At 71.6% G+C, this 26,282-nt stretch carries 21 protein-coding genes and 1 pseudogene; 16 read left to right on the top strand and 6 right to left on the bottom strand.

Features of this window, described 5'->3' with window-relative positions; genetic code table 11:
* Positions 1–9: 9 nt before the first annotated feature.
* Complete coding sequence (locus tag ABD140_RS11515) at positions 10–1,332, top strand: sensor histidine kinase (protein ID WP_344239740.1); 1,323 nt, start codon at positions 10–12, stop codon at positions 1,330–1,332.
* Positions 1,333–1,343: 11 nt separating this feature from the next.
* Here ABD140_RS11515 and ABD140_RS11510 read toward each other — a convergent pair whose 3' ends face one another.
* Together ABD140_RS11510 and ABD140_RS11505 are read right to left on the bottom strand one after the other, a co-directional pair.
* Complete coding sequence (locus ABD140_RS11510) at positions 1,344–2,891, bottom strand: serine/threonine-protein kinase (RefSeq protein WP_344239962.1); 1,548 nt, start codon at positions 2,889–2,891, stop codon at positions 1,344–1,346.
* Positions 2,892–2,908: 17 nt separating this feature from the next.
* Positions 2,909–4,345 (bottom strand): DUF4407 domain-containing protein, encoded by a 1,437-nt coding sequence (locus ABD140_RS11505; RefSeq protein WP_344239739.1) that lies wholly within the window; start codon positions 4,343–4,345, stop codon positions 2,909–2,911.
* Positions 4,346–4,788: 443 nt separating this feature from the next.
* On the opposite strand from ABD140_RS11505, the gene ABD140_RS11500 reads away from it, so the two are divergent.
* The 5 genes from ABD140_RS11500 to ABD140_RS11480 all read left to right on the top strand — a co-directional run bounded on the left by ABD140_RS11500 (position 4,789) and on the right by ABD140_RS11480 (position 11,444).
* On the top strand, positions 4,789–5,979 hold the full coding sequence (locus ABD140_RS11500; RefSeq protein WP_344239738.1) for a hypothetical protein: 1,191 nt from the start codon (positions 4,789–4,791) through the stop codon (positions 5,977–5,979).
* Positions 5,980–5,984: 5 nt separating this feature from the next.
* Positions 5,985–6,923: a hypothetical protein gene (locus ABD140_RS11495; RefSeq protein WP_344239736.1), complete on the top strand. Its 939-nt coding sequence runs from the start codon at positions 5,985–5,987 to the stop codon at positions 6,921–6,923.
* A gap of 12 nt (positions 6,924–6,935) precedes the next feature.
* Positions 6,936–8,897 carry a hypothetical protein gene (locus ABD140_RS11490; protein WP_344239734.1) on the top strand — a complete coding sequence of 654 codons (1,962 nt, stop codon included), beginning with the start codon at positions 6,936–6,938 and terminating at the stop codon, positions 8,895–8,897.
* Between the two features lie 14 nt (positions 8,898–8,911).
* The gene (locus tag ABD140_RS11485) at positions 8,912–10,735 is read left to right on the top strand and encodes a hypothetical protein (RefSeq protein WP_344239732.1); all 1,824 of its coding nucleotides are present in this window, start codon (positions 8,912–8,914) and stop codon (positions 10,733–10,735) included.
* A gap of 61 nt (positions 10,736–10,796) precedes the next feature.
* Complete coding sequence (locus ABD140_RS11480; protein ID WP_344239960.1) at positions 10,797–11,444, top strand: response regulator; 648 nt, start codon at positions 10,797–10,799, stop codon at positions 11,442–11,444.
* Here ABD140_RS11480 and ABD140_RS11475 read toward each other — a convergent pair.
* The gene (locus ABD140_RS11475) at positions 11,441–12,190 is read right to left on the bottom strand and encodes an ABC transporter permease (protein ID WP_344239730.1); all 750 of its coding nucleotides are present in this window, start codon (positions 12,188–12,190) and stop codon (positions 11,441–11,443) included. The two genes, ABD140_RS11480 and ABD140_RS11475, sit on opposite strands and share 4 nt — an antisense overlap.
* Positions 12,187–13,083 carry an ATP-binding cassette domain-containing protein gene (locus ABD140_RS11470; RefSeq protein WP_344239728.1) on the bottom strand — a complete coding sequence of 299 codons (897 nt, stop codon included), beginning with the start codon at positions 13,081–13,083 and terminating at the stop codon, positions 12,187–12,189. The genes ABD140_RS11475 and ABD140_RS11470 overlap by 4 nt, the downstream gene beginning before the upstream one ends.
* A gap of 212 nt (positions 13,084–13,295) precedes the next feature.
* Between ABD140_RS11470 and ABD140_RS11465 the strand changes: the two genes are divergently transcribed.
* Positions 13,296–13,913, top strand: coding sequence for a hypothetical protein (locus ABD140_RS11465; RefSeq protein WP_344239726.1), 618 nt, complete (start codon positions 13,296–13,298; stop codon positions 13,911–13,913).
* Positions 13,914–13,947: 34 nt separating this feature from the next.
* Here the strand turns inward: ABD140_RS11465 and ABD140_RS11460 are convergent, their stop codons facing one another.
* Positions 13,948–15,708, bottom strand: coding sequence for a VOC family protein (locus ABD140_RS11460; RefSeq protein ID WP_344239724.1), 1,761 nt, complete (start codon positions 15,706–15,708; stop codon positions 13,948–13,950).
* A 138-nt stretch (positions 15,709–15,846) separates the two neighbouring features.
* Positions 15,847–17,640 (bottom strand): FAD-binding dehydrogenase, encoded by a 1,794-nt coding sequence (locus ABD140_RS11455; protein ID WP_344239722.1) that lies wholly within the window; start codon positions 17,638–17,640, stop codon positions 15,847–15,849.
* 347 nt (positions 17,641–17,987) lie between these two features.
* Between ABD140_RS11455 and egtA the strand changes: the two genes are divergently transcribed.
* From egtA to ABD140_RS11410, 9 genes and pseudogenes are all read left to right on the top strand, one after another.
* Entirely contained in the window at positions 17,988–19,109 is a 1,122-nt protein-coding gene (egtA, locus tag ABD140_RS11450) for an ergothioneine biosynthesis glutamate--cysteine ligase EgtA (protein ID WP_344239720.1), read from the top strand.
* Positions 19,097–20,356 (top strand): ergothioneine biosynthesis protein EgtB, encoded by a 1,260-nt coding sequence (gene egtB / locus ABD140_RS11445; RefSeq protein ID WP_344239718.1) that lies wholly within the window; start codon positions 19,097–19,099, stop codon positions 20,354–20,356. The genes egtA and egtB overlap by 13 nt, the downstream gene beginning before the upstream one ends.
* 1 nt (position 20,357) lies before the next feature.
* Positions 20,358–21,092, top strand: a complete 735-nt coding sequence (gene egtC, locus ABD140_RS11440) for an ergothioneine biosynthesis protein EgtC (RefSeq protein WP_344239716.1) — start codon at positions 20,358–20,360, stop codon at positions 21,090–21,092.
* 11 nt (positions 21,093–21,103) lie between these two features.
* Positions 21,104–22,111: an L-histidine N(alpha)-methyltransferase gene (gene egtD, locus ABD140_RS11435; RefSeq protein WP_344239714.1), complete on the top strand. Its 1,008-nt coding sequence runs from the start codon at positions 21,104–21,106 to the stop codon at positions 22,109–22,111.
* Positions 22,111–23,118: a LacI family DNA-binding transcriptional regulator gene (locus tag ABD140_RS11430; RefSeq protein WP_344239712.1), complete on the top strand. Its 1,008-nt coding sequence runs from the start codon at positions 22,111–22,113 to the stop codon at positions 23,116–23,118. The genes egtD and ABD140_RS11430 overlap by 1 nt, the downstream gene beginning before the upstream one ends.
* A 45-nt stretch (positions 23,119–23,163) precedes the next feature.
* Positions 23,164–23,928: pseudogene (locus ABD140_RS11425) on the top strand (ABC transporter ATP-binding protein); the annotation flags it as partial.
* A 29-nt stretch (positions 23,929–23,957) separates the two neighbouring features.
* Complete coding sequence (locus ABD140_RS11420; RefSeq protein WP_344239710.1) at positions 23,958–24,608, top strand: ABC transporter permease; 651 nt, start codon at positions 23,958–23,960, stop codon at positions 24,606–24,608.
* Positions 24,605–25,291: an ABC transporter permease gene (locus ABD140_RS11415; RefSeq protein ID WP_344239708.1), complete on the top strand. Its 687-nt coding sequence runs from the start codon at positions 24,605–24,607 to the stop codon at positions 25,289–25,291. The genes ABD140_RS11420 and ABD140_RS11415 overlap by 4 nt, the downstream gene beginning before the upstream one ends.
* Positions 25,288–26,190 (top strand): ABC transporter substrate-binding protein, encoded by a 903-nt coding sequence (locus ABD140_RS11410; protein WP_344239706.1) that lies wholly within the window; start codon positions 25,288–25,290, stop codon positions 26,188–26,190. Before ABD140_RS11415 ends, ABD140_RS11410 begins: the two co-directional genes overlap by 4 nt.
* Positions 26,191–26,282: the final 92 nt, after the last annotated feature.

The raw sequence follows: 26,282 nt of genomic DNA, 5'->3' as shown, positions 1-26,282 counted from the left end.
TTGCCAGACATGACCAGAAAGCAGACTTTCTGGGACGTGGTGCTGTTCCTCGTGCTCGCGGCCCCCGTCATCGCCACGCTGCTGAGCTCGCCGGAGCCGGTGGAGTCCTGGCCGCGGGCACTGGACACGGACGAGCTCCGGACGCAGGGGCCGGGGCTGATCGGCCTGGCGCTGGCGGTCGGGATCGCGCGGCGGCGGCCCGCGGCGGCGCTGGCCATCGGCCTTTCGCTGACCGCGCTGCACGGCAACTTCGTCTTCGGCACCCCCGTCTTCGCCTGCCTGGCGGGGCTGCGCATGGAACGGACCAAGCCCGTGGCGTGGGCGCTCATCGCGGTGTTCGCGGGCGGGGCGCTGCTGAACGTCGGGCGGGGCGTCGAGGTGACCACCTGGTTCCCGCTGTCGGTGTGGCTGGTGCTGCTGGGCGTGCTGCCGTGGCTGGCGGGCCGCTGCTGGCGGCAGTACACCGAGCTGGTCGCCGCCGGATGGCAGCGGGCCGAGCAGCTCGAACGCGAGCAGCGGATCATCGGCGAGCGGGAGCGGCTGCGGGAGCGCTCCCGCATCGCGGAGGACATGCACGACGCGCTCGGCCACGAGCTGAGCCTCCTCGCGCTGCGCGCCGCGGCCCTGGAGGTCGCGCCCGAGCTGCCGGAGCGCTACCAGGCGGCCGCACGCGAACTGCGGGAGGGCACGGCCTCGGCCACCGAACGGCTCCAGCAGATCGTCGGAGTGCTCCGGGAGGAGCCGGAGGCCCGCACCCGCCCCTCGGGGGAGACGGTCGCCGACCTGGTGGAGCGGGCGAGGTCCTCCGGCATGGCCGTGGACCTGGCCGAGACGGGCGGGCCGGCCCCGCTGCTGGCCGATCTGGCCGCGCACCGGCTCGTCCAGGAGGCGCTCACCAACGCCACGAAGCACGCCCCGGGCGCGGCGGTGCACGTCCGGTTGAGCCGCGAGGCCGACGAGACGTTCGTCGAGATCGTCAACGAGCCGCCTCCGGCCGGACCTCTGCCGGGCGGGCCGGGCGGGCGGCTCGGGCTGACCCGGCTGCGGGAGCGGGTCCAGCTGACGGGCGGTGCCTTCGAGGCGGCCCCCACCGAGGCGGGCGGCTTCGCCGTCCGCGCCTGGGTGCCGCACGACGCCGCGCCCGTGGGGGGACGGCCGGAGGCGTCCGAGTCGGCGGTCCACCTGGCGTCCGGGCGGCGCAGGGTGCGGCGCGGCCTCGCCGCGGCGGTCGCCGTCCCCGCGGTGCTCCTGGCCCTCCTCGGCGCGATCATGGCCGCCTACCACCTGTACACCACCTACGGCTCGGTGCTGCCGCCCGTCGGCGGGGGGTGACCCCGCGCCGGTCACAGGTGGCGGAGCACCTGCGTGCGGACCGGCGGGGGCAGCGTCTCCAGGATCTGGTCGGTGCGGCCGTCGGCGTTCGCGCGCAGGAGGGAGGCGACGGTGACGGGCGGGACGTAGGTGAGGACCGCGCCGGCGTGCTTGAGGGACAGGGTCTCGACCAGGCGGCCGGCGTGGTCGGCGGGCAGGGCGCCGACCACCGCGGCGGCGGTGCGGAACCCGCTCCGGACCAGGAGGCGGGAGCTCTCGGTGGGGGCGAGGCCGCGGACGAGGGCGACCACCGTCTCCAGGGGCAGGCGGCCCAGGCTCCCTCCGGCCAGGGCGACGGGCAGCAGCCGGAGGATCGGCGCGGCGGTGTCCGGGTGGGGGCCCAGGAGGGCCAGGAGCGCGGCGGCCTCCCGCACCGAACCGCTTTTGACGATCTCGGCGGCGGCCTCCGCGGACATCAGGCTCAGCACTTCGAGCCGCACCCGGTCGTCGCAGCCCTCCAGCAGCCGCCTGGCCTCGGCGGGAGGCAGCCCCGCCAGGGAGACGGACAGCTGCAGCGACGTCTCCCGGACCTTCCGCGTCCTGGCCCGGAGCGGCGGCTCGTTCTCCCGGGCGCCGCCGCCGATGACGAACGTGCGCGCCCGGGGGTCGTGCTCGCGGGGGGCCCGTACGCGGGGCTCGCGGTCGAGCGGCTCTCGGCCGGTCGGGTCGTGGTCGACCGGGTCGCGGTCGAGCGGCTCTCGGCCGTGGCGGCCCGGATCGGCGGGCTCCAGGATGCCGCGCAGCGTGCGCCGCAGCGCGGCGGGGGTCGGCCTGCGGTCCGGTTCGCGGTCCAGCAGACCGCGCAGGACGCCGGTCAGCCGGCCGGAGCGCACCGGTTCGGGGACCGGCGTGTTGACGACCGCCATCATCGTGGCGACCGGGTCGCCGTCGTCCCTGTGGAACGGGGAGTAGCCCTCCAGCGCGGTGAAGAGCGTGATGCCCAGGGACCACAGGTCGCCCGCCGGCACGGCCCTGCCCTCGATGACGCGCTCGGGGGCGATGAACTCCGCCGTGCCGATCATCGTGTTGCGCGCCGTCAGCGGCTCGGCGCCGCTGAGGTGGGCGATCCCGAAGTCGACGAGGAAGACCCCGCCGTTCCCGGCCAGGATGATGTTGTGCGGCTTGACGTCCCGGTGCAGGACCCCGGCGTCGTGCGCGGCCTGGAGCGCACCGGCCACCTCGAAGGCGATGCGGGCGGCCTCGGCCTCGGCGATCGTGCGGCCGCCCTCGATCGCGGCGCCCAGCGTCCGGCCCGGGACGTACTCCATGACGAGCCAGGGGTCCTCGTCCTCGGTGAACACGTCGAAGACCTGGACGATGGCCCGGTGCCGGATCCGGGCCAGGGCCTGGGCCTCCCGCGCGGCCCGCTGCCGGAACTCGGCGCGGTGTCCGGGGTCCCGCTGGTGGACCAGCTCCTTGAGCGCGACGGTGCGGCCGAGGGCGAGGTCCTCGGCGAGCCACACGCTGCCCATGCCGCCCCGGCCGAGCCGCGACAGCAGCCGGTACCGGTCTTTCACCACCCGGGTCAAGGACGTCCTCAGAACTTCTCGTCACCGAACAGGTCCAGGTCGGCGCCCTCGGCGGGGGCGCCGGACTTCCGGCCGAACCGGAGGTCCTCCATCTCCTTGAGGACCAGGTGGTCCAGCGAGGTGGGACTGGGGATCCGCTCCTCGGGCTCGGACCAGGGGCGCTGCTCCTCCTCGGCCGGCGGCCGCGGCGGCTGCGGCTGCTCGGGAGGCGGCGCCGACCGGGTCTTCAGCACGTCGTCGACGGGGTCCTGCGGCTGGTCGCGCCGCCAGACGCTGTGGACCGAGAAGTCGTCGTCGCGCCGGGGCCGCCTCGCGCGGGGCTCCTCCCGCGGCCGGTCCGGCCCGCCGGGTCCGGCGCCCTGCCGCAGCAGCCGCGCCTTGCGGAGCTGGTTCCTGCTCTCGATCTCCAGGAGCTTGTCGTAGTTGCCCGGGCTCTGCATGAGCTTGACCAGGACGGGCAGGCACTCGAAGAGCAGGAACAGCAGGAACAGCAGGATCCGGGTGACGGCCAGGGTCATGTCGCCGCCGGTGATCTCGTTGAGCGCCTGCAGCCGCAGCAGGATGCCGCCGGAGGTGCCGGTCTCGGCGTCGAACCGCTGCTGGAGGGCGTTCTGGCGGGACAGCGCGGTGTCGAGCTGCTCCTTGGCCTTGGGCAGCGCCTCCTGGGCCTCCTGGAGCCGGGTGGCCTTGGACTTGCGGTCGGTGGCCGTGAGCTCCTTCTTGCGGTTCTCGATCTGCTGGTCGAGGCTCGTGACGAGCCCGGCGGCCTTGCGGTAGGCGCGCTCGCTGGCGTCGGCGAGCGGCCCGGCGCCCTCGACGGTGCAGCCCGAGCCGCCGTACAGCTGGCACTGCCATTCCTTGTAGTGCTTGTCGGCGGTCTTCTGCGCCTCGTTCCGCTGCCCGGTGAGCGAGACGACCTTCTCGTCCTTGGCCGGGTCGGTCGGCTCGTCGCCGTTGGAGGTGATGGTGCGCTGGTGCTTGGCGACCTCGGCGCGCCAGTACTCCACGTCCTGGCCGCCGTCCCCGGTCTTGAGGTTGCGCAGGAAGGCGTCGGTCTCCCGCTGCTGGATCACCGTGATCTGCGTGTCGATCTCCGCGCGGAAGATCTGCAGGACCAGCGGGGTGGAGATGACGAAGCCCAGCAGCAGCGCCATCGCGATCCTGGGCAGGGCCAGGCGCACCCGGCGCCGGCCCTCGGCCGGGATCGAGGTGACCAGCCAGCGGTCGAGCCCGAGGATGGCGAGCCCCCACAGCAGCGCCATGGGCACGGCGGCCGCGGCGGAGACGCCCAGCGCCGAGGAGAGCGCGAACCACATGGAGATGGTGGCCAGGACGCTCGTGGTGAGCACCGCTCCGCCGATGCCGACGAATTTGGTGCGTTCGGCGGGGACGTCCTTGAGGACCTCGCGGTTGGCGCCGGACAGAACAATGAGAAAGTCGCGCATCCATCGCCTCTCGGGGTCCTGCGATCCGTCGCACAGAGCCTAGTTCTCTCCAGCGGTGATGGGGATGCCGTTACGGGCAAGTAATCCGGGTGACCTGAACCGGCCAATTACTGAAACGCGGTGGGGCGCGCCTTGTCCGCGGTGCCAGAATTTCCCTCAAACGGGGATCCGGTGGTCAGGCTCCTGACGCATGCGGTGGTGGGGAGGGGCTGTTGGCCGAGCCGGAAAGGGGCTTGCTGCGAGAGGCTCTCGGCGAGGCGGTGGCACGGCTTCCGGACGGGCGCGACCTTGCCGTCGTGCAGATCGGCAAAAGCGAGATATTCCTGTGGAAGGTGTATCGCGATTCCCTGGGCGTGCCGCGGACGAAGCGCCGGACGGTGCTGCCGGCGGCCGGCGAGGCCTGTCAGCCCCTGGAAGGCATCGTTTATGACATTTTGGACAATGTGCGGGAATCGCACGCCTTGTTCGCGGTCGAGGACTCCGCGCGCGGATCGGCTCCCTGGAAGGTCCTCGACGGCCTCCGCGGGAGCGGGCGGGCCCTGCGGGACTTCGTCTGCCCCGCGCCGTTCGTCGACCTGCTGCGCGAGGTCCTGGCCGAGGACCCCCTGACCCGGATGTACGAGCTGGTGACCCTGCGCCGCACCCCCGGCGGCGGAGCGGAGATGCAGACCACCCCGCTGTTCCCGGTGGGGGCCCAGCGCGGCGAGACGACGCCGCTCACCCTGCGGTTCGTGAGCGGCCCGCCGGGACCGCCCGCCCTGGCGCTGGTGGCGAGCGCCCAGCACGCGCAGGCGTTCGGGCTGCTGTCCGTCCTGTCGGGGCCCGTGGAGTCGGGCGTCCACACGGTCACCGCCGAACTCGTGCGGCCCGGCAGGGTGCGGTTCGAGGGCCTGCCCGCCCCGCTCGCCGAGGACCCGCGGTCCTGGAACGAGCTGGTGTCCTGCCTCCCCGAGCGGCTGGAACCCGCCGCGCGCCCCCGCACCGAGCACCTGGTCTGCGCCGTGGAGACCAGCGTGCCCGCCGCGGACCCCGAGCGGCTGAAGGAGCGGATCGCCCGCGTGCGGCAGCTGCTGGCGGGCCTCGCCGACGCGCCGGACGCGCCGCGGGTCTCGCTCCTGTCCTACGGTTCGCACCGGTTCGCCTGGGGCGTGCCGGAGCAGGAGCCGCCGGTCTGGTGCTGGGAGGGCGGGCCCGAGGACGCGCTCGAACGCCTCGACCGGCTGGCCGCCCGGGGCCCCCAGACGCAGACCCCCCAGCGCGCCGCCGAGGTGGAGTGCGCGCTCGCCGTGATCGGCGACCGGCTGGAGCGCTCGGACGGGACCGGCCGCACGACCCTGCTGTTCGTCGGGGAGCGGCCGCCCTTCCCCCGCCGCAACCAGGTCTCGGGCCTCCTGCCCTGCCCGCGCCGCCGCGACTGGCGGCTGCTCGCCGACGACCTGCGCGAGCGCCGGGGAGCGGGCTTCGCCGCCATCTGCGACGACCACGACGAGGAGGATCCGCCGGAGTTCTGGACGGAGTTCTCCGACGGGCCGCTCTTCGGGCTCGACGCCGTCGACCTCGGCGCGCTCCGGGCCGCGCTCGGGCTCTCCACCTCCGCGCGAGGACTTCCCTTCCCCCTGGTCGAGACGGAGTGATGCCGATGGCGGCCCAGCGTGAAACCGAGGGCAGCAAGGCCAACATCGTGATGTGGGGCGCGCCCACCTGCGGCAAGACCACCTTCCTGGCGGCGCTGAGTATCGCGCTGGGCCGCCAGTCCGAGGGCTGGAAGGTGATCGGCGCCAACGACCAGTCCACCCGCGCGCTGGTCACCCTCACGACGCAGCTGTCGGACGGGGTCTTCCCCAAGGCCTCCGGCGCCGTCATCGAGCACTACCGGTGGCGGCTGGTCGGCCAGGAGCTGCGGCGCGGCGGCTGGAAGTCCCTCTTCCGCAGGAGTCCGGTGGGCGTGCAGTTCGGGCTGGACCTGGCCGACCTCGGCGGCGAGGGCTACTCGCCGCGCCGCCTCACCCAGAAGGAGCTCATCGACGACCTGGTCAACAGCAGGGGGATCGTCTTCCTCTTCGACCCGGTCCGGGAGTTCGAGAAGGGCGACGCCTTCGAGTACCTGTTCGGCGTCCTGTCCCACCTGTCCCAGCACTTCCTGGAGAACCCGGAGTTCTCCTCGGGCCTGCTGCCGCACCACCTGGCCATCTGCATCACCAAGTTCGACGAGCTGCGCGTCCTGGAGACCGCGGAGAAGCTGGGGCTGACCCAGCCGGACGAGGAGGAGCACTTCCCCCGCGTCGACGACGGGGACGACGCCAGGGAGCTCTTCGAGAAGCTGTGCGAGGTCTCCGCCAGCGGCTACGGCGGGATGATCCTCAACACCCTGGAGCAGTACTTCGCCCCGGAGCGGACGAGGTACTTCGTCACCTCCGCCATCGGGTTCCACGTCGACCCGCGTCTGGGCTACGACCCGGACGACCACCAGAACGTCATGACCGACGAGAAGGGCTTCACCCGGATCCGCGGGACCGTGCGCCCGGTCAACGTGATGGAGCCGCTGCTGTGGCTCGGCCGGCGGCTCGGAAAGAAATAGGGAGGCAGCACGATGGCAGGGCGGACGGTGCGGCTCGACGTCGAGTGGGCCTTGTGGGGCAAGGAACCCGGCGACCACGACTACAGGGTGCTGGCCTGCAGCCAGAGCGGGCTCACCGAGCAGAAATTCGACCAGATCCTGAACCGCTTCTCCATCGGCACCCCCGACACCCTGCCCCAGGTGACCATCGTCTGGTCGGGTCGGGAGGATGGCGAGGAACGCATCGGCATCGCCATCCATGAGTCCTCCGCCACGCCGGACAAGGTCGGGCGGCGGATCGCCGTCACCCGGTACTTCTGCGTCAGGTACGAGCAGCTCGCCTACCAGCCCGTCTCCTACCTGGCGCTCTACAGGCGTCTGCGCACCCTGCGCCTTCCGCAGCAGGGCGAGCTGAGGATCGACGTGGACCGCATGCGTCCGGACGAGATCGCCTCCTCGGTCAATGAGCAGGTCATGAGCACCGCGGCGCTGCTGCTGACGGACAAATCCGTCTGTATCGTGTGCGATGACAAGGTCGACCTCGACGAGAGGCTGCTCTTCCTGGACACCGTCGCGGCGATGTTGCCCTACGGGATGCGCAGCAAGCTCTCGGCCTCGACCTGGACGAGCAGCACCGCCCAGCACAACATCAGACTTTCCTTCACCACGGACGCGCGCGACGAGGCGCACAACGTGTTCTGGGGCAGACCCACCCCGATCTCCTCGGAGGCACAGACCTCCCAGGAGTACATGCGCCTTCTGCTGAACCACGCCGATCGCAAGTCCCTGATCGCTCGGCTCGCGCAGGCCACCGATCTGATGGGCTTCGGCCCGAGGCAGAGCCGGCTGCCCCTGGCGGTCCTCGACCAGTCGTACCGGGAGCCCGCCCACGGGGTCGACGCGCTCCGGGAGACGGACCGTCCCGAAAAAGTCGTTCGTTCGCTGGCGGACGCCCTTCAGCGCCAAGACGTCGATGCGGCCAAATCTTTCATCGGCAGGCTGAAATACCTCAGTCACGATCTGGAAGTTCAGGGGCGGAGGGACGAACTGAAGCAGATCCTCAAGGAGGAGCTGCTACTCTCACCGCGCCCGTGGCTGGAGGGAGATTACGTAGAGGAAATGTACGGGTCGCTGCTGAGGCTCACCTTTGGCCGGAGCCTGAGCAAGAGGACTCTCAACGAGGTTCACGGCATCGTCCATGGTGTTTTCTCCCCGCTGTTGCTCGACGCTCTGGCGCGGATGCACACTTACGATCCCGTTGCTAGCGTGTCGATCGCTAGAAGACGCTCCTCTGAAGCGCTCCAGAAAGTGTTGACCGGTTACAGCGGAGCGGAACTCGTCCATGCCGCGGCGGGTCTCGATGCCGACGAGTCCTTCATCGACACGGTCTGCAAAGAGCTTGCCCGGCGTTACAAGAGTCAAGAGGGAATGGACAGCGGTCTCGCCGAGGCGCTGGAAAGAAGTGGTTTCCTCGGTGGCGTCCTTGAAACCTGCTATCCCGGCCAGTACAAACGCCAGTTTGAGCTGATGCTCTCTCTCCTGAAGGTGGCGTACGGGGAGGGGGCGCTGGGGGACCAGGAACTCGAAAGCGCTCTCAACGGCACGAAGACCATGCCCTCTCGGGCACTCCTCAGCGCTGTGGCCTATCTCTACGGGTCTGGAGCCGGGGACGCGCTGACCGACCGGTTCCTGCGCAAGAAGGTGGAGGAGTTCGACCTCACCACCACCACCCGGGACGTCATCCGGAAGAACATGGCGCAGAGGAGGCCGAAGCCGGCGCCGACGGGTGGACATCCCGTCTTGGCGCCCCGGCAGGACACCTGGCAGCAGAGGGCGGATCTCGTACGGCACGAGAGGTCGGAGACCGGTTGGTGGCGACGAACGGCGGGGTGGTGGAAGAGGCAGATGGATTACCTCCTCTACCTCCTGTTGTCCGCCTCCCTCGTGCTTCTCATCGTCATGATCATCATTTTCGCCATGGAACAGACCCCTTGAGATGAGGCGATTTCGTGCCGCGTAGCGTCAGGGCCACCGCCGAATGGGCGCTGTGGGGGAGGAGGGCGGCCGATCAGGAGCACGGCGTTCTGGCCTGCAGCGACCAGGGACTGCGGGCGGCGGACTTCGACCGGATCGTGAACCGCTTCGCCACCGGTGCGCCCGTGTCCCTTCCCCAGGTCACGCTCGCCTGGGCGGGCGGGGCCGTCGAGGCCCGGGTGATCCTCCTCATCCAGGAGCAGGGCGACGGCGCACTGGTCGACACGCGCGTGTTCGCCCTGAAGTACACCGATCTCGCCCAGGGCCCGGTCTCCTACGAGGACCTGTACGAGGCGCTCCAGGATGTCGGGCTCCCCCGGGAAGGGCCGATCGAGGTCGAGCTCCCCGCGCTGGACGCCGCCCGTATCGCCGCACGCCTCACCAAGCAGGCGATGGGCACCGCCGTCCTGCTGCTGACCGGGGAGGCGGTGTGCGTCGTGGAGGACGGCCTCTCCCTGCGGGAGAGGCTGCGCCGCCTGGACGACGTGGCGGCGCTGCTGCCGTACGGGATGCGCGCCCGGCTGTCGGCGGCCACATGGACCAGCGGCACGGCGGCGCACCGGATCCGGCTCTCCTTCAGCCAGGCCCCGCAGGACGCCCAGAACGTGTACGCGGGGCAGTTCGTCCCGCTGCCGCCCGACGCGAAGGCGGCGCGCAGGTACCTGGAGCTGCTCGCCTCCTACGAGAACAAGGAGACCCTGGTCGCCACCCTCGCGGCGGCCGACGAGCCGATGCACTTCGGCCAGGCGGACCTCGCCGTCGCCGCCCTGGACGGCACGGCCAGGGCACCGGTCGGGGTCCCCGTGGAGGCGGTGGAGGGATTCGTCGTCGCGCTGCTGGAGCGGTGCGCCGCGGCGCTGGAGCAGGGGGACACCACGGACCTCCTGCGCGCCGTCGAGGAGCTGAAGTCCTTCACCGCCGTCCCCCACGCGGACGAGCAGCGCGCTCGGTACCGCAGGGTGCTGGGGGAGAGGCGCCTGCTGGCCGAGGGACCCGGCCTCGACGAGCGGGTGCGCGCGGAGCTCTACGGGGCGCTGCTCGGGCCCGCCATCGGCGACCACCCCACCGAGGCGGCGCTCAAGGAGCTGCGCGCCGTCGCGGGCGGCCGGCTGCACGGCGCCCTGGCCGCGGCCCTGTGGCGGTCCTTCGAAGACGGGCGGGAGGAGTTCCGGCTGGATCGCGACCTCACCGAGCAGGAGCTCTCCGGGTTCCTGACCCACCTGCCGTTCTCCGACCTGGTGGAGCTGGCCGCACGCGAGAGCACCGAGCAGGCCCTGTTCCTGTCGGCGGTCGAGGCACTGGAGGAACGCGCGGCCCGGGAGTCCCGCGACCGGAGGGGCAGCGCGCGGATGGCCAGGGCGCTTCAGGGGCACGGCCATCTCGCCGGGGCCGTCGAGAGGCATCTCCCCGGAGACGGGGAGGCCCAGCACCGCCTCCTCTCCGCGCTGCTCCAGGCCGCCTACGGCGAAGGCTTCGGATTCGCCGAGCTGGAGCGGATCCTCAGCGGCTCCGCCGTGTCCTTCCCGGCGCTCGTCACCGCGGCGATCGCCTCCTACCGGGGCACCGGCGCGGGCGAGGCGTTCGCGCGCTCCTTCCTGACCGGGCTGGTCGAGCGGCAGTCCCTGACGGAGGAGAGCGGGCGGGCGGTGCTGGACAAGCTCGCCCCCGCGGCTTCGGCGTACACGGAGTGGCCTCGGCCCCCGGCCGCCGCACCCGTACGGCGGCGTCCGGCCGCGCTGATGGCCATGGCGGGCTGGGTCCTGGCCGTCGCGGCCCTGGCGCTGTATCTCCTCTCCTGACCCGCCCCAGGGACATATCCGGCCGAAAGGTCGGGGATACTGGTGCTCGACCATGGAAACAGTGATCAGGATCCTGCTCGCCGACGACGAACCGCTGATCAGGGCGGGAGTCCGCGCCATCCTCGCCGCCGACCCGGGGCTGGAGGTCGTCGCGGAGGCGTCCGACGGGCACGAGGCGGTCGCGCGGGCCCTGGAGCACCGGCCCGACGTGGTGCTCCTCGACATCCGCATGCCGCGCATGGACGGTCTGGAGACCGTCGCGGAACTGCGCCGCGTCGTTCCGGACACCGCCGTGGTGATCCTGACGACGTTCTCCGAGGACTCCTACATCGCCCGCGCCCTCGCCGACGGCGCGGACGGCTTCCTGCTGAAGACCGGCGACCCCAAGGAACTGCTCTCCGGCGTCCGCGCGGTCGCCGACGGCGGCGTCTGCCTGTCCCCGAAGGTCGCGCGCCGGGTCGTAGGAGAGCTCGCGGGCGAACGCCTGGTGCGGGGCGCGGCGGCCCGCGAACGGCTGGAACGGCTGACCCCCCGGGAACGGGAGGTGCTGGCGCTGCTCGGCGAAGGGCTGTCCAACGCCGAGATCGCGCGGCGCCTCCATCTGGTCGAGGGCACCGTGAAGATGCACGTCAGCTCGATCCTCGTCCGTCTGGAGGTGCCCAACCGCGTCCGCGCCGCGATCATCGCCCACGAAGCGGGCCTGCTCTAGGCGTCTCGGGTCTTGAGGAGGCGCAGGCCGGCCAGGACGGCGGCGGCCGTCCAGGCCAGGATGATGAGCAGGGCGGCGTACAGGGGGTATTCGGTGGTGTCGCCGTTCATGAAGTGGTCGCCCGCGATGCTCGGGAAGGCCTCGGCGAGCGGGCTGCCGGCCGCGCTGAGCAGGACGGGCAGCAGGAGGAGCAGGACGAAGAGCGCGGTGATGGCCGTCGCGGTGCTGCGCGCGACCAGGGACAGGCCGATGCTGAGGACGCCGCCCGCCGCCGAGTAGACGCCCGTCGCGAACATGTCGTACGCCAGGCCGTCCAGGGTGCCCCACTCGCCCAGCAGCGGCTTGGCGGCGAGCGCGCCGAGCAGGCACACCGCGGCGCCCGCCGCGAACATGACCGGCGCGACCACCGCGGCCTTCGCCGCCAGGACGCGGCCCCGGACGGGAACGGCCTGCAGGGTCCAGCCGATGCTCCGGCTGGCGTACTCGGTGGTGACCAGGAGGACCGCCGCGGTGAACAGGACGAACTGCAGCATGGCGAACGACTCGATGGCGATGGCGCCCGCCGTCGTCATCCCGGCGTCGTCCGTGGTGATCTCGTTGGTGTTGTTGTTCTCGTGGGCGACGGCCAGCTGGGCGCTCACCAGCATCATGAGGACGGCCGAGGCGGCCAGGGTCCCCCACGTGGAGCGGACCGACCACGTCTTCGTCCACTCGGCGGCGACCGCCGCGCGCAGCTCCTGCATCATCGGGCGGCTCCGTATTCGACGGCGTTCTCGGTCAGCTCCATGTACTTCTGCTCCAGGGACACCTCGTTCTCCCGCAGCGCGTGCAGCCGGACGCCCAGCTCGTGCGCGAGGTCGCCGACGTGCCGCGTCGTGGCGCCGGGCACGAGCAGCTCGTCGCGGGAGACGGCCCGCGACCCCGGCAGCCGCGCTCCGAGCGCGGCGAGCCCCGCCGCGTCCGGGCAGACCACCGACACCGAGCTCCCGCCCGCGATCAGCTCCCGCATGGGCGTGTCGGTGATGAGCCTGCCGCGCCCGATCACCACGAGCCGGTCGGCGGTCAGCTGCATCTCGCTCATCAGGTGGCTGGACAGGAAGACCGTCCGCCCCTCGTCCGCCAGCGACCGCATGAGCTGGCGCACCCACCGCACCCCGTCGGGGTCGAGCCCGTTGACGGGTTCGTCGAACAGCAGCACCGGCGGGTCCCCCAGCAGCGCCGCCGCGATCCCGAACCGCTGGCTCATCCCCAGTGACAGCCCCCCGGCCCGCCGCCCCGCGGCCTTGCCCATCCCGACGGTCTCCAGCACCTCGTCCACCCGCCGGACGGGGATCCGGTTGCTGTGCGCCAGCGCCAGCAGATGCGCCCTGACGCTCCTGCCCGGATGCACGGCCTTGGCGTCCAGCAGCGCCCCGACCTCCCGCAGCGGCCACCGGAGGTCGGCGTACCGCCGCCCGCCGACCAGCGCCTGCCCCGAGGTGGGCAGGTCGAGCCCCACCACCATCCGCATGGTCGTGCTCTTGCCCGCCCCGTTGGGACCCAGGAACCCCGTGACCTTCCCGGTCCGGACCTCCAGGTCCAGGCCGTTCACGGCCGTCACCTCGCCGTACCGCTTGGTCAGATTCCGCAATGTGATCATTTCGCCTCCGTTCACCGGAGAATCTAGGGATCGGGAGCCGCTCGGAACCTGTACCGGAAGGCAGCGGCGACCCCCGACTTTCGTCAGGGACCGGCACCCCGTCCGTACTGATTCAGGGTGAATTCTTCGGTCCGGGTCGCTTGACTGGCCTCATGGACGAGCCTCTCGCCGAACTCGACGGACCGCTCCCCGCCCGGAAACGAAGGAGCCGGATGAACGAGAAGCCGCACGCGACCCTGCCCGGGCTCAAGGCCAAGCTGGAGCTGGCACTGCGAACAGAGGCCGAGCACGGTTTCGGGATCGTCTTCGAGGAGCCCCGGCGGCTGGAGGACATCCCGGAACTCCCCCACGGAGTGATCGAGGTGTTCCGTCTGTTTCATCGCCTGGGCGGCGACTACTTCTGCTTCAAGCAGCCCGACGCGCTCCGCAGCCGCCGAGCCTGGACGGCCAGGGCGCCCAACCCGCACTGCCCGCTGGGCGCTCCGCTCGTGATCGGCCACGAGCGTTACGGCATACCGGCGGACCTCCTGAGGACCATCGAAGGCGGCGCCCCCATCCGCCTGGACGTCCACGACGGCAGCGTCTACTACGTCGACCCCGACGACTACGTCTTCATGTACAAGAACGTCGAGGTCGAACAGATCGACAGCGAGGACTTCGCGGACGACATCATCACGTTCTTCGACCACCACGTCCTCGGCGAGGGCTACCCCCACCTCGTCGAGGCAGTCCTGGGCCCCCAAGCCGCCACCGCCCGGGACCGCAGAGGCCGCCATAAGGACAGTTGGATGAGACTCCTGGAAACGAGCGGACTCCTCACCCCTCCGTGAGGAGGACTCCGCCGCGTCAGGTCCTGAGCCGAGCTCAGACGACTGCCGGGCGTGTGGTCTGGTTCTCCTCGCGGAAGACGAGTGCTGTGCCGAGGGCTGCTTTCGCCGGTACGAAGAGCTCTCCTGAGGGGGTGCGGCCGAAGGGGACGCGGCCGGCGCGCAGGAGCCGTTCGGTGAGGGCGGTGTCGCGGACGGAGAGCGTGTAGGAGACGAATGCGGGCAGGGCCGGAGGGCGTTCGCCGGGGAGCAGGTCGGTGAGGGCCGATGCGGCCACGAGGGTGAGGTTCGCGTTGTCGAAGTGTGCGGTGCGGGTGGATGGGTCATACCGTGCCGGACGGCCGATGTAGGAGGCGTAGCGCTGGACGGCTTCGGGCAGCGCGGCGTCGGCGACGCACAGCAGGCATGCGACGAGCCCGGTTGCGCCGTTGGGGTGGTCGGTGGCTTGCAGGATGTCGGACGCCTCTGGCGGGGCGTTTTCGGCGAGTCCGATTCGGCCTTCGGGTACGAGGCCGGGAGACGACCGGGGTTCGGTGCCGTCGATCTCCAGGTAGCGGACGGGCTCCGTCCGGGTCCCTGCGGGGGTTTCCACCGGGCGTTGGACGGTGTGCACACCGCCGTGGCCGATGCCCTCGGACGATAGCCGGACGGCTGCGTTCTCGATGTCGGGTGTGTCGAACATCAGGATGTGCACGCCTTGGAAACGCCGGAGGCAGGTAGCGACGTTCTCGGAAGTGGCGCGGATGGCGGCCTTGAGGAAGGGGAGCTTGTCGGCGGGCACGTGTAGGGGGATCGGGCGGGACTCGGTCGGTAGGCGGGTGGCTGCGCCGTCGTCGATGACGGCCACCAGTTCGACGAAGTTCCCGGGGAAGCGCACGTGGGTGTTGGCCACCCCGAACGGCTCGATGGCCCCGTCCGCGCCGGTCGGTAGGACGGGGTGGGCGGGCGGCGGCACGGTGAAGCCGAGTCGGCGGTACCGCTCGATTGCCTCGCCCATGTTCTGCACGATGTGCCCCACGTGGTGCAGGCCGTTGATGTCATGACCCATGTCCGGGCCGCCTTCCTCGTCGTGGTGCCGGGTGCGCGGACGTCCGCCGGTCAGGATGCGCCGGGGTAGGCGGCGTCCCGGTAGCCGCGGCCGAGCCGCTCGAAGACGGCGATCACTTCGTCGGCGGCCGCAGCGCACTGTGTCGGGGACGGCGGATCCGGGGGGCCGAAGGTCCGTCGTAGGGTGTCGGCCAGGGTCCGGTAGCGCGATGCCGACGTGCGGGGGCAGGAGCGGCTCGATGCCGAAGAAGCCGAACACGACGGCGGGCAGCCAGTAGTCCAGGTCTTCTGGGCGCAGATCCTCGCGCAGCAGCCCGTGCTCTCCGAGCGCGCCCAGGTACTCGCGTGAGGCGGTGAGCTTGGCGCCGTCCAGCGGTTCGCGGGCCGGGCTCCCCAGGAAGCCGCCCAGCGTCTCGGCGTCCCTGGTGAAGAGCGCGCGCAGCACGGGCCGTCGCATCGCCTCCAGGAAGAAGCGGCGCATGTACCGGTGCAGCGTGATCTCCATGGGGTCGTCGCGCATCGCGTCGACCACCGCGTCGATCATCGTGGCGGCCTCCCGCGCGCCGACCCCCAGGAACATGTGCTCCCGCGAGCGCCAGTGCAGGTACACCGTTCCCTTGCCGACGCCCGCGTGCTTGGCGACCTCGTCGATCGTCACGCGCCGGTAGCCCCAGCGCAGCAGGAGGTCCCTGGCCGCGTCGAGGATCCGGTCGGCACGCGCGATTCGTTCCGCCTCCTGGAGCCCCGCCATACGCCCTCCTCGGTTCTTTGACCGGTGACTGGTGACCAATTTAACCTTTTGGTCACGACACCGCTCTGTGGGGTGCGTCACCGGACATGGCGACCTCGAAGACCGGGACCGCGGGGTCCCGGGCCGTGGGGGGCGGGGTCAGGCGGTGGCGGCCGCGGCGGCCCGGCCGGCCTGGCGGCCGGAGAAGATGCAGCCGCCGAGGAAGGTGCCTTCCAGGGAGCGGTAGCCGTGGACGCCGCCGCCGCCGAAGCCGGCGACCTCGCCGGCGGCGTAGAGGCCGGGGACGGGCCGGCCGTCGGCGTTCAGGACGCGGCCCGACAGGTCGGTCTGGAGGCCGCCGAGGGTCTTGCGGGTGAGGATGTTGAGGCGGACGGCGATCAACGGGCGGGCGTCCTGGTCGAGGATCTTGTGGATGCCCGCGGTGCGGCTGAGTTTGTCGCCGTTGTACTCAAGGGCGTTGCGGATGCCCATGATCTGCAGGTCTTTGGTGAACTTGTTGTCGAGTTCGCGGTCGCGGGCGTCGATCTGGCGCTTGAGGCCGGCGTAGTCGATGAGGTTCGTGCCGGTCAGCTCGTTCATGCCGGTGACGAGTTCGGGCAGGGTGTCGGCGACGATGAAGTCCACGCCGTTCTTCTTGAACTTCTCGACCGGTTCGGGGCTCTGCCAGGCGCGGGAGAGGGTGAGCGGGATGTTCTTGTTCGTCAGGTCGGGGTTCTGCTCGGAGCCGGACAGCGCGAACTCCTTGGCCAGGATCTTCTGCGTGGTGACGAACCACGAGTAGTCGTAGCCGGTGTCCTGGATGAGCTTCAGCGTGCCGAGGGTGTCGTAGCCGGGCAGGCCGGGCGCCGGGAGGCGCCTGCCCTCGGCGTCCAGCCACAGCGACGACGGGCCGGGCAGGATGCGGATGCCGTGATCGCTCCAGATCGGGTCGTAGTTCTCGATGCCCTCGGTGTAGTGCCACATGCGGTCGCGGTTGACCAGGCGGGCGCCGGCCTCGGCGGAGATGCGCAGCATGCGGCCGTCCACGTAGTCCGGCACTCCGGTGATCATCCGCTTGGGCGGGGCGCCGAGCCGCTCGGGCCAGTTCTCCCGCACCGGCGTGTGGTTGGCGCCGATCCCGCCGGAGGTGACGATCACCACGGGCGCCTTCAGCTCGAACTCGCCGGTCTCGACGCGGGAGCTGCGGGTGCCGCGCGGGGCGGCGGTGGGCTCCAGGACGGCGCCGCGGACGCCGGTGACCGCCCCGCCCGTGCGGACGAGGTCGTCGACGCGGTGCCGGAACCTGAACGTGACGAGGCCCTTGGCGGCCGCGGCGCGCACCCGCTTCTCGAACGGCTCGACGACCGCGGGCCCGGTGCCCCAGGTGATGTGGAAGCGGGGCACGGAGTTGCCGTGCCCGTCGGCGAAGCCCCCGCCGCGCTCGGCCCAGCCGACGATGGGGAACCAGCGCATACCCATGCCGTGCAGCCAGGCGCGCTTCTCCCCGGAGGCGAAGTCGACGTAGGCCTCGGCCCACTGGTGGCCCCAGTAGTCCTGCCCGGCGGGGTCGCCGACGCCGCGGTCGAACCCGGCGGTGCCCAGCCAGTCCTGCCAGGCCAGGTCGCGGGTGTCCTTGATGCCCATGAGCCGCTGTTCGTCGGAGTTCACGAAGAACAGCCCGCCGAACGACCAGAACGCCTGCCCGCCGAGGTTCGCCTCGGACTCCTGGTCGACCAGCAGCACCTTCCGCCCGGCGTCTGCCAGCTCCGCCGTCGCCACGAGCCCGGCCAGCCCGGCCCCGACGACGATGACGTCGGGCTCGGCGTCCCCGGGGGCGGCCGAGGCCGACGCGCCCCGCAGGAGGTCCGCCGCGGCCCCGGCGGCGACCGTGCCTCCCGCCAGCGTCAGTGCGTGCCTGCGGGTGAACGTGCCGGGAGTCTCGTCCTGTTCCATGGGCTTCCTTCCGGGGTGGGGGTGGCACCGGGTGCGGGCCCACAGACAAGCAGAAGAAAACTCACGTATCTAGAGGAGAAGTATCAATAACCCACAACACATTTCGCGTTCGGGACGGTCGCCCGGCCGGGCGGGACCGGGGACCGCAGGTCGCCTCCGGGACGCTCGAACGGATCGTGGACTCTCCGGACGCTGATGATCACAGGTGCCGAAGCGGGCCGAAACGAGATGCGCTGATAGCGAATGCCGGGTTCTCCAAGTGTTCGGAGAATTTTTTGGGATTTGGGGGGATAGCTGATCCGGTTCACCAGGGAAGGTCGCTAGGACCAGACGGACCGGGAGGGCGCATGTCCCTGAACGAGGACGACGTGCGGGAGCACGTGCGGGGTGTGTGTTTCAAGAAGGGGCCGCCGGGACTGGTGGGGGCCGAGACCGAGTGGCTGGTGGTGGACCGGGGGAGACCGGAGGAGCAGGTGCCGCTGGGGCGGCTGCGGGGACCGCTGACGCGGCGGCCGCTGCCCGGCGGGAGCAAGGTGACGTTCGAGCCGGGCGGGCAGCTGGAGCTGAGCTCGCGGGCGCTGCCGGGGGCCGAGGCGGTGTGCGCGGCGCTCACCGCGGACCTGGCCGAGGTGCACCGGCGGGTGCCGGGCATCGAGCTCCTCGGCAGCGGGGTGGACCCGGTGCGGCCCGCGCGGATGCAGCTGGACGAGCTGCGGTACCGCTGCATGAGCGGGTACTTCGGGGACCTGACGATGATGTGCTCCACCGCGTCCGTCCAGGTCTGCCTGGACATCGGCACCGCCGACCAGGCGGCGCGCCGGTGGCGGCTGGCGCACTGGCTCGGCCCGGTGCTGATCGCCGCGTTCGCCAACTCGCCGGTGTGGTGCGGGCGGCGGACGGGCTGGCGGTCGACGCGGCAGGCCGTGTGGGCGCGGCTGGACCCCACCCGCACGGGCGCCCCCGACGGCGACGACGCGGAGGAGGCGTGGACGCGGTACGCGCTCGACGCGCAGGTCATGCTGATCCGCGGCGAGAGCTGGATCATCGGCCCCGGCCTGACGTTCGGCGAGTGGATGCGCACCGGGGAGCCCACCCTGGACGACTTCGCCTACCACCTGACCACGCTCTTCCCGCCGGTCCGCCCGCAGGGCTGGCTGGAGCTGCGGATGATCGACGCGCTGCCCGAGCCGTACTGGCGGGTGCCCGTGGCGGTGGCCGCGGCGCTGCTCGACCTCGTCCCGGACGCCGCCGAGACCGCGGCGGAGCCCGTCGCGGGCAGGTGGGTGCGGGCGGCCAGGGACGGGCTGCGCGATCCGGCCCTGGCCAAGGCCGCGCTGGCCTGCTTCGAGGCGGCCTGCGCGGTGCTCACCGGGCCGTTGAAGGACCTCGCCGAACAGTACGCCGAACGCTATGTCGCCCGCGGCCTGTGTCCGGCCGACGACATCGAGGAGTACGCGTGGACGCGCTGAAGGAACGCCTCGCCGCCGAGCTGATCGCGGCGCGGGAACGAAGCGACCGCCTCACCCGGATGGAGGACGCCGATCTGGTCGCCCAGGTGTCGCCTCTGATGTCCCCGCTGGTGTGGGACCTGGCGCACATCGGCAACTACGAGGAGCTGTGGCTGCTGCGCGCGGCCGCCGGGATCGAGCCGATGCGGCCGGAGATCGACACCCTCTACGACGCCTTCGAACACCCCCGGGCCACCCGCCCGTCCCTGCCCCTGCTGCCCCCGGACGAGGCGCGCGCCTACATCGCGACGGTGCGGGACAAGGTCCTCGACACCCTGGACGCCCTGCGCCCCGAGAACGTCGCCCTCTTCGAGATGGTCATCCAGCACGAGCACCAGCACGACGAGACCATGCTCGCCACCCACCAGCTCCGCCGGGCCCCCTTCCACCTCCGCGAGGAGGACCGCCCCGCTGGCGTCGCCCCCTGGGCCCCCGAGACCTACATCCCCGCGGGCCCCTTCACCATGGGCACCTCCGACGACGTCGCCGCCTACGACAACGAACGCCCCGCGCACCGCGTCGACGTCCCGGCGTACTTCATCGACACCGTCCCGGTGAGCAACGGCGACTACGCGGCCTTCGTGGAGTCGGGAGGCTACGACGAGGAGCGCTGGTGGCATCCCGAGGGCTGGAAGTGGCGGCAGGGCAAGCGGATCGAGGCGCCCGCCTTCTGGTTCAAGGAAGGGGTCTGGCTGCGCCGCCGCCTCGGCGAGGTGGAGCCGGTGCCGTTCGACCAGCCCGTCCAGCACGTCTGCTGGTACGAGGCCGACGCCTACGCCCGCTGGGCGGGCAGGCGCCTGCCCACGGAGGCCGAGTGGGAGAAGGCCGCGAGCTGGGATCCCGAACGGCAGAAGGCGCACAGGTACCCGTGGGGTGACGTGTACCTGCCGGACCGCGCCAACCTCGGGCAGCGCCGCCTCCAGCCCGCCCCCGTCGGCTCCTACGCCGAAGGGGCCTCCCCGTACGGGGTGAGGCAGCTCCTCGGCGACGTGTGGGAGTGGACGTCCACCTCCTTCCACGGCTACCCCGGCTTCCGCGCCCACCCCTACCGGGAGTACTCCGAGGTCTTCTTCGGCCCCGACTACAAGGTCCTGCGCGGCGGCTCCTGGGCGACGGACCCGACGGCCGCCCGCACCACGTTCCGCAACTGGGACTACCCGATCCGCCGCCAGATCTTCGCCGGTTTCCGCTGCGCGAGGAGCGCCTGACTTGTGCAGACACCTGGCCTACCTGGGCCCGCCCCGCAGCCTGCACTCCCTGGTCTACGGCCCCGCCCACTCCCTGGAACGCCAGTCCTACGCCCCCAAGATGAACATCGGCAACGTCCTGAACGCCGACGGCTTCGGCGTCGGCTGGTACGCGGGGGACAGGCTCGTGCGCTACCGCCGGTCCCAGCCGATGTGGACGGACGTGTCGTTCGCCGAGCTCAGCGAGATCCTGCAGAGCTCGTGCGCGGTGGCGGCCGTGCGCAGCGCGACCGTCGGCTTCCCCGTCGACGAGTCCAGCGCCCAGCCGTTCCGCTGCGAGCGCTGGCTGTTCAGCCACAACGGCAAGGTCGAGGGCTTCGGCGCGGTCGAGGCCAAGCTCCGGGAGCTGGCCGGGGACCTGTCGCTGGTCCCCGAGGCCCGCGCGCCGCTGGACTCCGCGCTGCTGTTCGCCCGCGCCGTCCGCGCTTGGCGGGGCGGCCTGGGCCTGGCCGAGGGGCTGGCCGAGACCGTCCGCACCGTCACCGCGATCGCTCCCGGCCGCTACAACCTGCTGGCGTCCGACGGCGCCTCGCTGGCCGCGACGACCTGGGGCGACAGCCTCTTCGTCCGGTCGGCCGACCACGCCGTGGTGATCGCCTCCGAACCCTACGACGACAGTCCCGCCTGGCAGCGGATCCCCGACCGCTCGCTGGTCGCCGCAGACCGGAACGGCATCGCCGTCCATCCACTCCGATAAGGGGGCATTTCATGCGTATTGAGCATTTTCTGAAACCGGAGGACCTGGAGGAGGCGCTGCGCGCGGACGTCGCCGCGGGGCTGACCGCCGAGCCCAAGACGCTGCCGCCCAAGTGGTTCTACGACGACCGCGGCAGCGAGCTGTTCACCGAGATCACCCGGCTGGAGGAGTACTACCCGACCCGGCGGGAGCGCGCGATCCTCGCCGCCCGCGCGCCGGAGATCGCCGGGCTGACGGGCGCGCGCACCCTCGTCGAGCTGGGCGCCGGCTCGGGGGAGAAGACCCGCCTGCTGCTCGACGCGCTGGGCGCCGCCGGGCTGGAGACCTACGTCCCGGTGGACGTCAGCGGCGACTACCTGCTGGACGCCGCGGAGAAGATCGCCGCCGAGTACCCGGGCCTGGAGGTCCACCCGGTGGCCGCCGACTACGAGCGGCACCTTTCCCTGATCCGGGGCGGCCCGCGCAAGCTCGTCGCGTTCCTCGGCGGGACGATCGGCAACATGACGCCCGAGGAGCGGCACACGTTCCTGTCCGCGATCCGCGGGACGCTCGGCGCCGACGACGCCCTGCTGATCGGCGCCGACCTCGTCAAGGACGAGAAGCGCCTGGTGCGCGCCTACGACGACGAGAGCGGCGTCACCGCGGAGTTCAACCGCAACGTGCTGCGCGTCATCAACGGCCACCTGGACGCCGACTTCGTGCCGGAGGCGTTCGACCACGTCGCCCTCTGGAACCCGGAGAACGAGTGGATCGAGATGCGCCTGCGCTCGCGGACCCGCCAGGAGGTCCGCATCGGCGCGCTCGACCTGAGCGTGCACTTCGCCGACGGCGAGGAGATGCGCACCGAGATCTCCGCGAAGTTCCGCCCGGAGCGCCTGGAATCCGAGCTGGAGGCGGCGGGTTACGCGCTCACCGACCTCTGGACGGACCCGGAAGGTGACTTCTCCCTCACCCTCGCGCGGCCACGGGGAGATCACGATCCGGGGAAAACGTCGGCGGGTCCGCTTACTGTGGATTGATGCCTCAATCCGGACGGAGAGTAACGATCCGGGAGCTGGCCCGGGTGACGGGCCTGTCTCCCGCGGCCGTCTCCTACGCGCTGCGGGGCGTGCACACCTCGGCCGAGACCCAGAAGCGGGTGCGCGCGGCCGCCGACGAGCTCGGCTACCAGGCGCATCCCATCGCGCGGGCGCTGGCCAGCGGCAGGACGGACACGGTCGGGCTGCTGTGCGGGTCGCTGGCCGACTTCTGGCAGCAGGAGCTGGCCGTGCGGATCGGCCGCGCCCTGCTGGAGGAGGGCAGGTACGCCATCGTCCTGGACGCCGCCGACGATCCGGGGCGCGAGCTGGAGCTCGCCGAGCGGCTGCGCGACCAGCGGGTCGACGGGCTGATCGTGCAGCCGGTCGACCCGTCCGCCCCGGCCTGGGCGCAGTTGGCGGACGTGCTGCCGGTGGTGTCGATCGGCGACGCGCTGGCCGGCAACCCGCACGGCGAGGTGGTCTTCGACAACCGCGCCGGGGTGACGCTGGCCCTGGAGCACCTGCACGGCCTGGGCCACCGCCGGATCGGGGTGCTCACCTCCACCCTGGAGCGCACCCCCGACCGCCCGGCCGACGTGCACGTCAGGGCCGAGGCGCGGCGGCTCGGCCTGGAGGCGGAGATCGCGGTCACCCGCTCGGCGCTGCCGGAGGCCACGGCCGCCGCCCGCGCGCTGCTGGCGCGCCCGGACAGGCCGAGCGCCCTCTTCTGCTTCTCCGATTCCATCGCCTACGGCGTCTACCTGGCGGCGGGGGAGCTGGGCCTGTCCGTCCCGGGCGAGGTGTCGGTGTGCGGCTACGACGCGCACGCCCTGTCCGTGCTGCCGACGCCGCCGCTCACCACGGTCGACTGGGACCTGCCCGGGGTGGCGGCCGACGCGGTGTCCCTGGTGCTCGACGCCATCGAGGAGCGTCCCCCCGGCCGGATAGTGCGCCCCCCGGTGTTGTGCCCGCGGGAGTCCACCAGCAGAATTCCCCGGAGGGACTGAGTCATACTAAACCCGTGGATAAAGTAGAGAACTAAGGTAGCCACCTTGATCACCTTCAGCGGCGTGAGCAAGAAGTACCCCGACGGCACCGTCGCCGTCGCCGGGCTCGACCTCACCCTGGCCACCGGCGAGATCACCGTCCTCGTCGGCCCTTCCGGCTGCGGCAAGACCACCACCCTGCGCATGATCAACCGCATGGTCGAGCCGAGCGCCGGCACGATCGAGATCGACGGCGTGGACGTGCTCGGCCGCGACCCCGCCGAGCTGCGGCGCGGCATCGGCTACGTGATCCAGCACGGCGGCCTCTTCCCGCACCGCACCGTCGTCGACAACGTCGCCACGGTGCCCCGCCTCCTGGGCCAGGACAAGAAGAAGGCGCGGGCCCGCGCCCTGGAGCTGCTCGGGCTCGTCGGCCTCGACCCCGCCCTGGCCCGCCGCTACCCCCACCAGCTGTCCGGCGGCCAGCAGCAGCGCGTCGGAGTGGCGCGCGCCCTGGCCGCCGACCCGCCCGTCCTGCTCATGGACGAGCCGTTCAGCGCCGTCGACCCGATCGTCCGCAACAGCCTCCAGGAGGAGTTCCTGCGCCTGCAGGCCGCGCTCGCCGCCGGCGAGGGCACACCCAAGACCATCGTGTTCGTCACCCACGACATCGAGGAGGCGCTCCGGCTCGGCCACCGCGTGGCGGTCTTCGCCGAAGGCGGCGAGCTCGCCCAGTTCGCCACCCCCGAAGAGCTGCTCGCCGCCCCGCGCAAGGGCTTCGTGACCGACTTCCTCGGCGGTGAGCACGGCCTGCGCAAGCTCCGCCTCTTCCGTGAGCTGGAGCAGGAGCGGACACGCGCGTGAACGAAGACGAACCCCTGGTCCGCTGGGACTGGATCCACGACCACTACGGCCTGTTCGGCGAGCTGACCGTCGAGCACCTCAAGCTCTCCCTGCTGCCCGTCCTGCTCGGCCTGCTGATCTCGGTGCCGCTGGGCGTGCTGTGCGCGCGCTGGCGCCTCCTGTACGCGCCGGTGCTGACGGCCGTCAACATCCTCTACGCCCTGCCGTCCCTCGCCCTGTTCCTGGTGCTGCTGGACTACACCGGCCTCAGCATCTGGACGGTCGTCATCCCGCTCACCCTCTACACCCTGGCCGTGCTGGTCCCCAACGTCGTCGACGGGCTGCGCCAGGTACCCGAGACCACCCGGCAGGCCGCCACCGCGCTGGGCTACACCCCGCTGCGCCGCCTCATCGCGGTCGAACTGCCGATTGCGGTGCCGGTCGTCATCGCGGGCCTACGCGTCGCCACGGTCTCCAACATCAGCCTGGTGAGCGTGGGCGCGCTGGTGGGCATCGGCGGGCTCGGCTCCCTGTTCAAGACCGGGTTCACCCTGCAGTTCACCACGCCCGTGCTGGCCGGGATCGTGCTGACCATCGCCCTGGCCGTGCTGTTCGACCTGGCGCTGGTGCTGCTCCAGCGGCTGCTCACCCCCTGGAGCCCGCGATGAACGACGGCTGGCGCTGGCTGACCGACGGCGCGCACTGGCACGGACCCGACGGCATCCCCGTCCGGCTCGCCGAGCACCTCGGCTACACGCTGGCGGTCCTCCTCGTTGCCGTGCTCGTCGGGCTGCCGCTCGGGCTGCTCCTGGCGCACTCCGGACGGCGCACCGCCTTCGCCGTGATCAACGTCGCGAACGGCTTCCGCGCGCTGCCCACGCTGGGCCTGCTGGTGCTCTTCTTCCTGCTGAGCGCCGGCAGCGCGCTGGCGGCCCTGATCCCGCTGGTGGCGCTGGCGATCCCGCCGGTGCTGGTCAACACCTACGAGGGCGTCCGCCAGGTCGACCCCCGGGTGCGGGACGCGGCCCTGGGCATGGGCATGACCGGACGGCAGGTGCTGCTGAAGGTGGAGCTGCCGATCGCGGTGCCCCTGGTGATGACGGGGGTGCGCACCGCGGCGGTCCAGGTGGTCGCCACCGCCACCGTCGCCGCCTACATCAACCTCGGCGGCCTCGGCGGCTACCTCATGGACGGGATCCTGCTGCGCCAGTACGGCACCGCGGTGGGCGGCTCGGTCCTGGTGGTGCTGCTCGCGGTCGCCGTCCAGATCCTCTTCACCTCCACCGGCCGGCTCCTCACCCCCCGAGGGCTGCGGCCGGAACCGAACAACCGAAAGGAAACCCCCGGATGAGAGCCCTGAAGATCCTGCTGGGCGCCGCCCTGATGGCGACGTTCGCGGCGGGCTGCGGCGGCGGCGAGGACAACCCCCTCGACGGTGCGAAGCCCGCCGACGGCCAGACCATCGTGGTCGGCTCCGCCGCCTTCCCCGGCAACGTCCTGCTCGCCGAGCTGTACGCCGGGGCCCTGGAGGACAAGGGCCTGAAGGTCGAGCGCAAGCTCAGCATCGGCGAGCGCGAGATCTACTACAAGCTGCTGGAGAACGGCGAGCTGACCGTCCTTCCGGAGTACAACGGCGCGCTGCTGGCCTACCTCGACCCGAAGGCCGAGCTGCCCGCCACCCCCGAGGCCACCAACCAGGCCGCCTCGGCCAAGCTCCCGGCGGGCCTGAAGCTGCTGGACTCCGCCCCCGCCCAGGACAACGACTCGCTGACCGTCACCTCCGCCACGGCCTCCAAGCACGGCCTGAAGACGATCGAGGACCTGAAGTCCGTGGCCGGCGACCTCACCGTCGGCGGCCCCGCCCCCTTCGAGCAGCGCTTCAAGGACAAGCTGAGCACCGCCTACGGCCTGACGTTCAAGGAGTGGGTGCCCGACCGCTCCGGCGGCGGCAACATCCCCACCTGGCTGAAGAGCGACAAGGTCCAGGTCGGCAACGTCTTCACCACCAACGCCGCCATCGTCCTGGACGACCTGGTGGTCCTGGAGGACACCAAGGGCGTCTTCGGCCTCCAGAACATCACCCCCCTCGTCCGCGAGGACGGCGTGGACGCCGCGGCGGCCGAGACCCTCGACAAGCTCTCCGCCCAGCTCACCACCGAGAACCTCCTGGAGATGATGAAGAAGGTCGCGATCGACAAGACCGACCCCGCCAAGGTCGCCACCGAATGGCTGGACGCCCACCCCGTCTGAGCCCGCCGCGGAAGACAAAAGGATCGGCCAAGCCGGCCTGACCACCCCAGATCAGGTCGGCTTGGCCGATCGGCCGGTGCGCCGTGTTCGCG

The organism is Actinocorallia libanotica, from assembly GCF_039525175.1.
Lineage (GTDB): Bacteria > Actinomycetota > Actinomycetes > Streptosporangiales > Streptosporangiaceae > Actinocorallia > Actinocorallia libanotica.
This window is presented reverse-complemented; position numbering and strand designations above follow the sequence as displayed.

Coding starts and splice junctions, on each gene's coding strand:
- ABD140_RS11515 (WP_344239740.1), top strand. CDS start 10: ATGACCAGAAAGCAGACTTTCTGGGACGTGGTGCTGTTCCTCGTGCTC.
- ABD140_RS11505 (WP_344239739.1), bottom strand. CDS start 4,345: ATGCGCGACTTTCTCATTGTTCTGTCCGGCGCCAACCGCGAGGTCCTC.
- ABD140_RS11495 (WP_344239736.1), top strand. CDS start 5,985: ATGGCGGCCCAGCGTGAAACCGAGGGCAGCAAGGCCAACATCGTGATG.
- ABD140_RS11490 (WP_344239734.1), top strand. CDS start 6,936: ATGGCAGGGCGGACGGTGCGGCTCGACGTCGAGTGGGCCTTGTGGGGC.
- ABD140_RS11475 (WP_344239730.1), bottom strand. CDS start 12,190: ATGATGCAGGAGCTGCGCGCGGCGGTCGCCGCCGAGTGGACGAAGACG.
- ABD140_RS11470 (WP_344239728.1), bottom strand. CDS start 13,083: ATGATCACATTGCGGAATCTGACCAAGCGGTACGGCGAGGTGACGGCC.
- ABD140_RS11465 (WP_344239726.1), top strand. CDS start 13,296: ATGAACGAGAAGCCGCACGCGACCCTGCCCGGGCTCAAGGCCAAGCTG.
- ABD140_RS11460 (WP_344239724.1), bottom strand. CDS start 15,708: ATGGCGGGGCTCCAGGAGGCGGAACGAATCGCGCGTGCCGACCGGATC.
- ABD140_RS11455 (WP_344239722.1), bottom strand. CDS start 17,640: ATGGAACAGGACGAGACTCCCGGCACGTTCACCCGCAGGCACGCACTG.
- egtA (WP_344239720.1), top strand. CDS start 17,988: ATGTCCCTGAACGAGGACGACGTGCGGGAGCACGTGCGGGGTGTGTGT.
- egtD (WP_344239714.1), top strand. CDS start 21,104: ATGCGTATTGAGCATTTTCTGAAACCGGAGGACCTGGAGGAGGCGCTG.
- ABD140_RS11430 (WP_344239712.1), top strand. CDS start 22,111: ATGCCTCAATCCGGACGGAGAGTAACGATCCGGGAGCTGGCCCGGGTG.
- ABD140_RS11415 (WP_344239708.1), top strand. CDS start 24,605: ATGAACGACGGCTGGCGCTGGCTGACCGACGGCGCGCACTGGCACGGA.
- ABD140_RS11410 (WP_344239706.1), top strand. CDS start 25,288: ATGAGAGCCCTGAAGATCCTGCTGGGCGCCGCCCTGATGGCGACGTTC.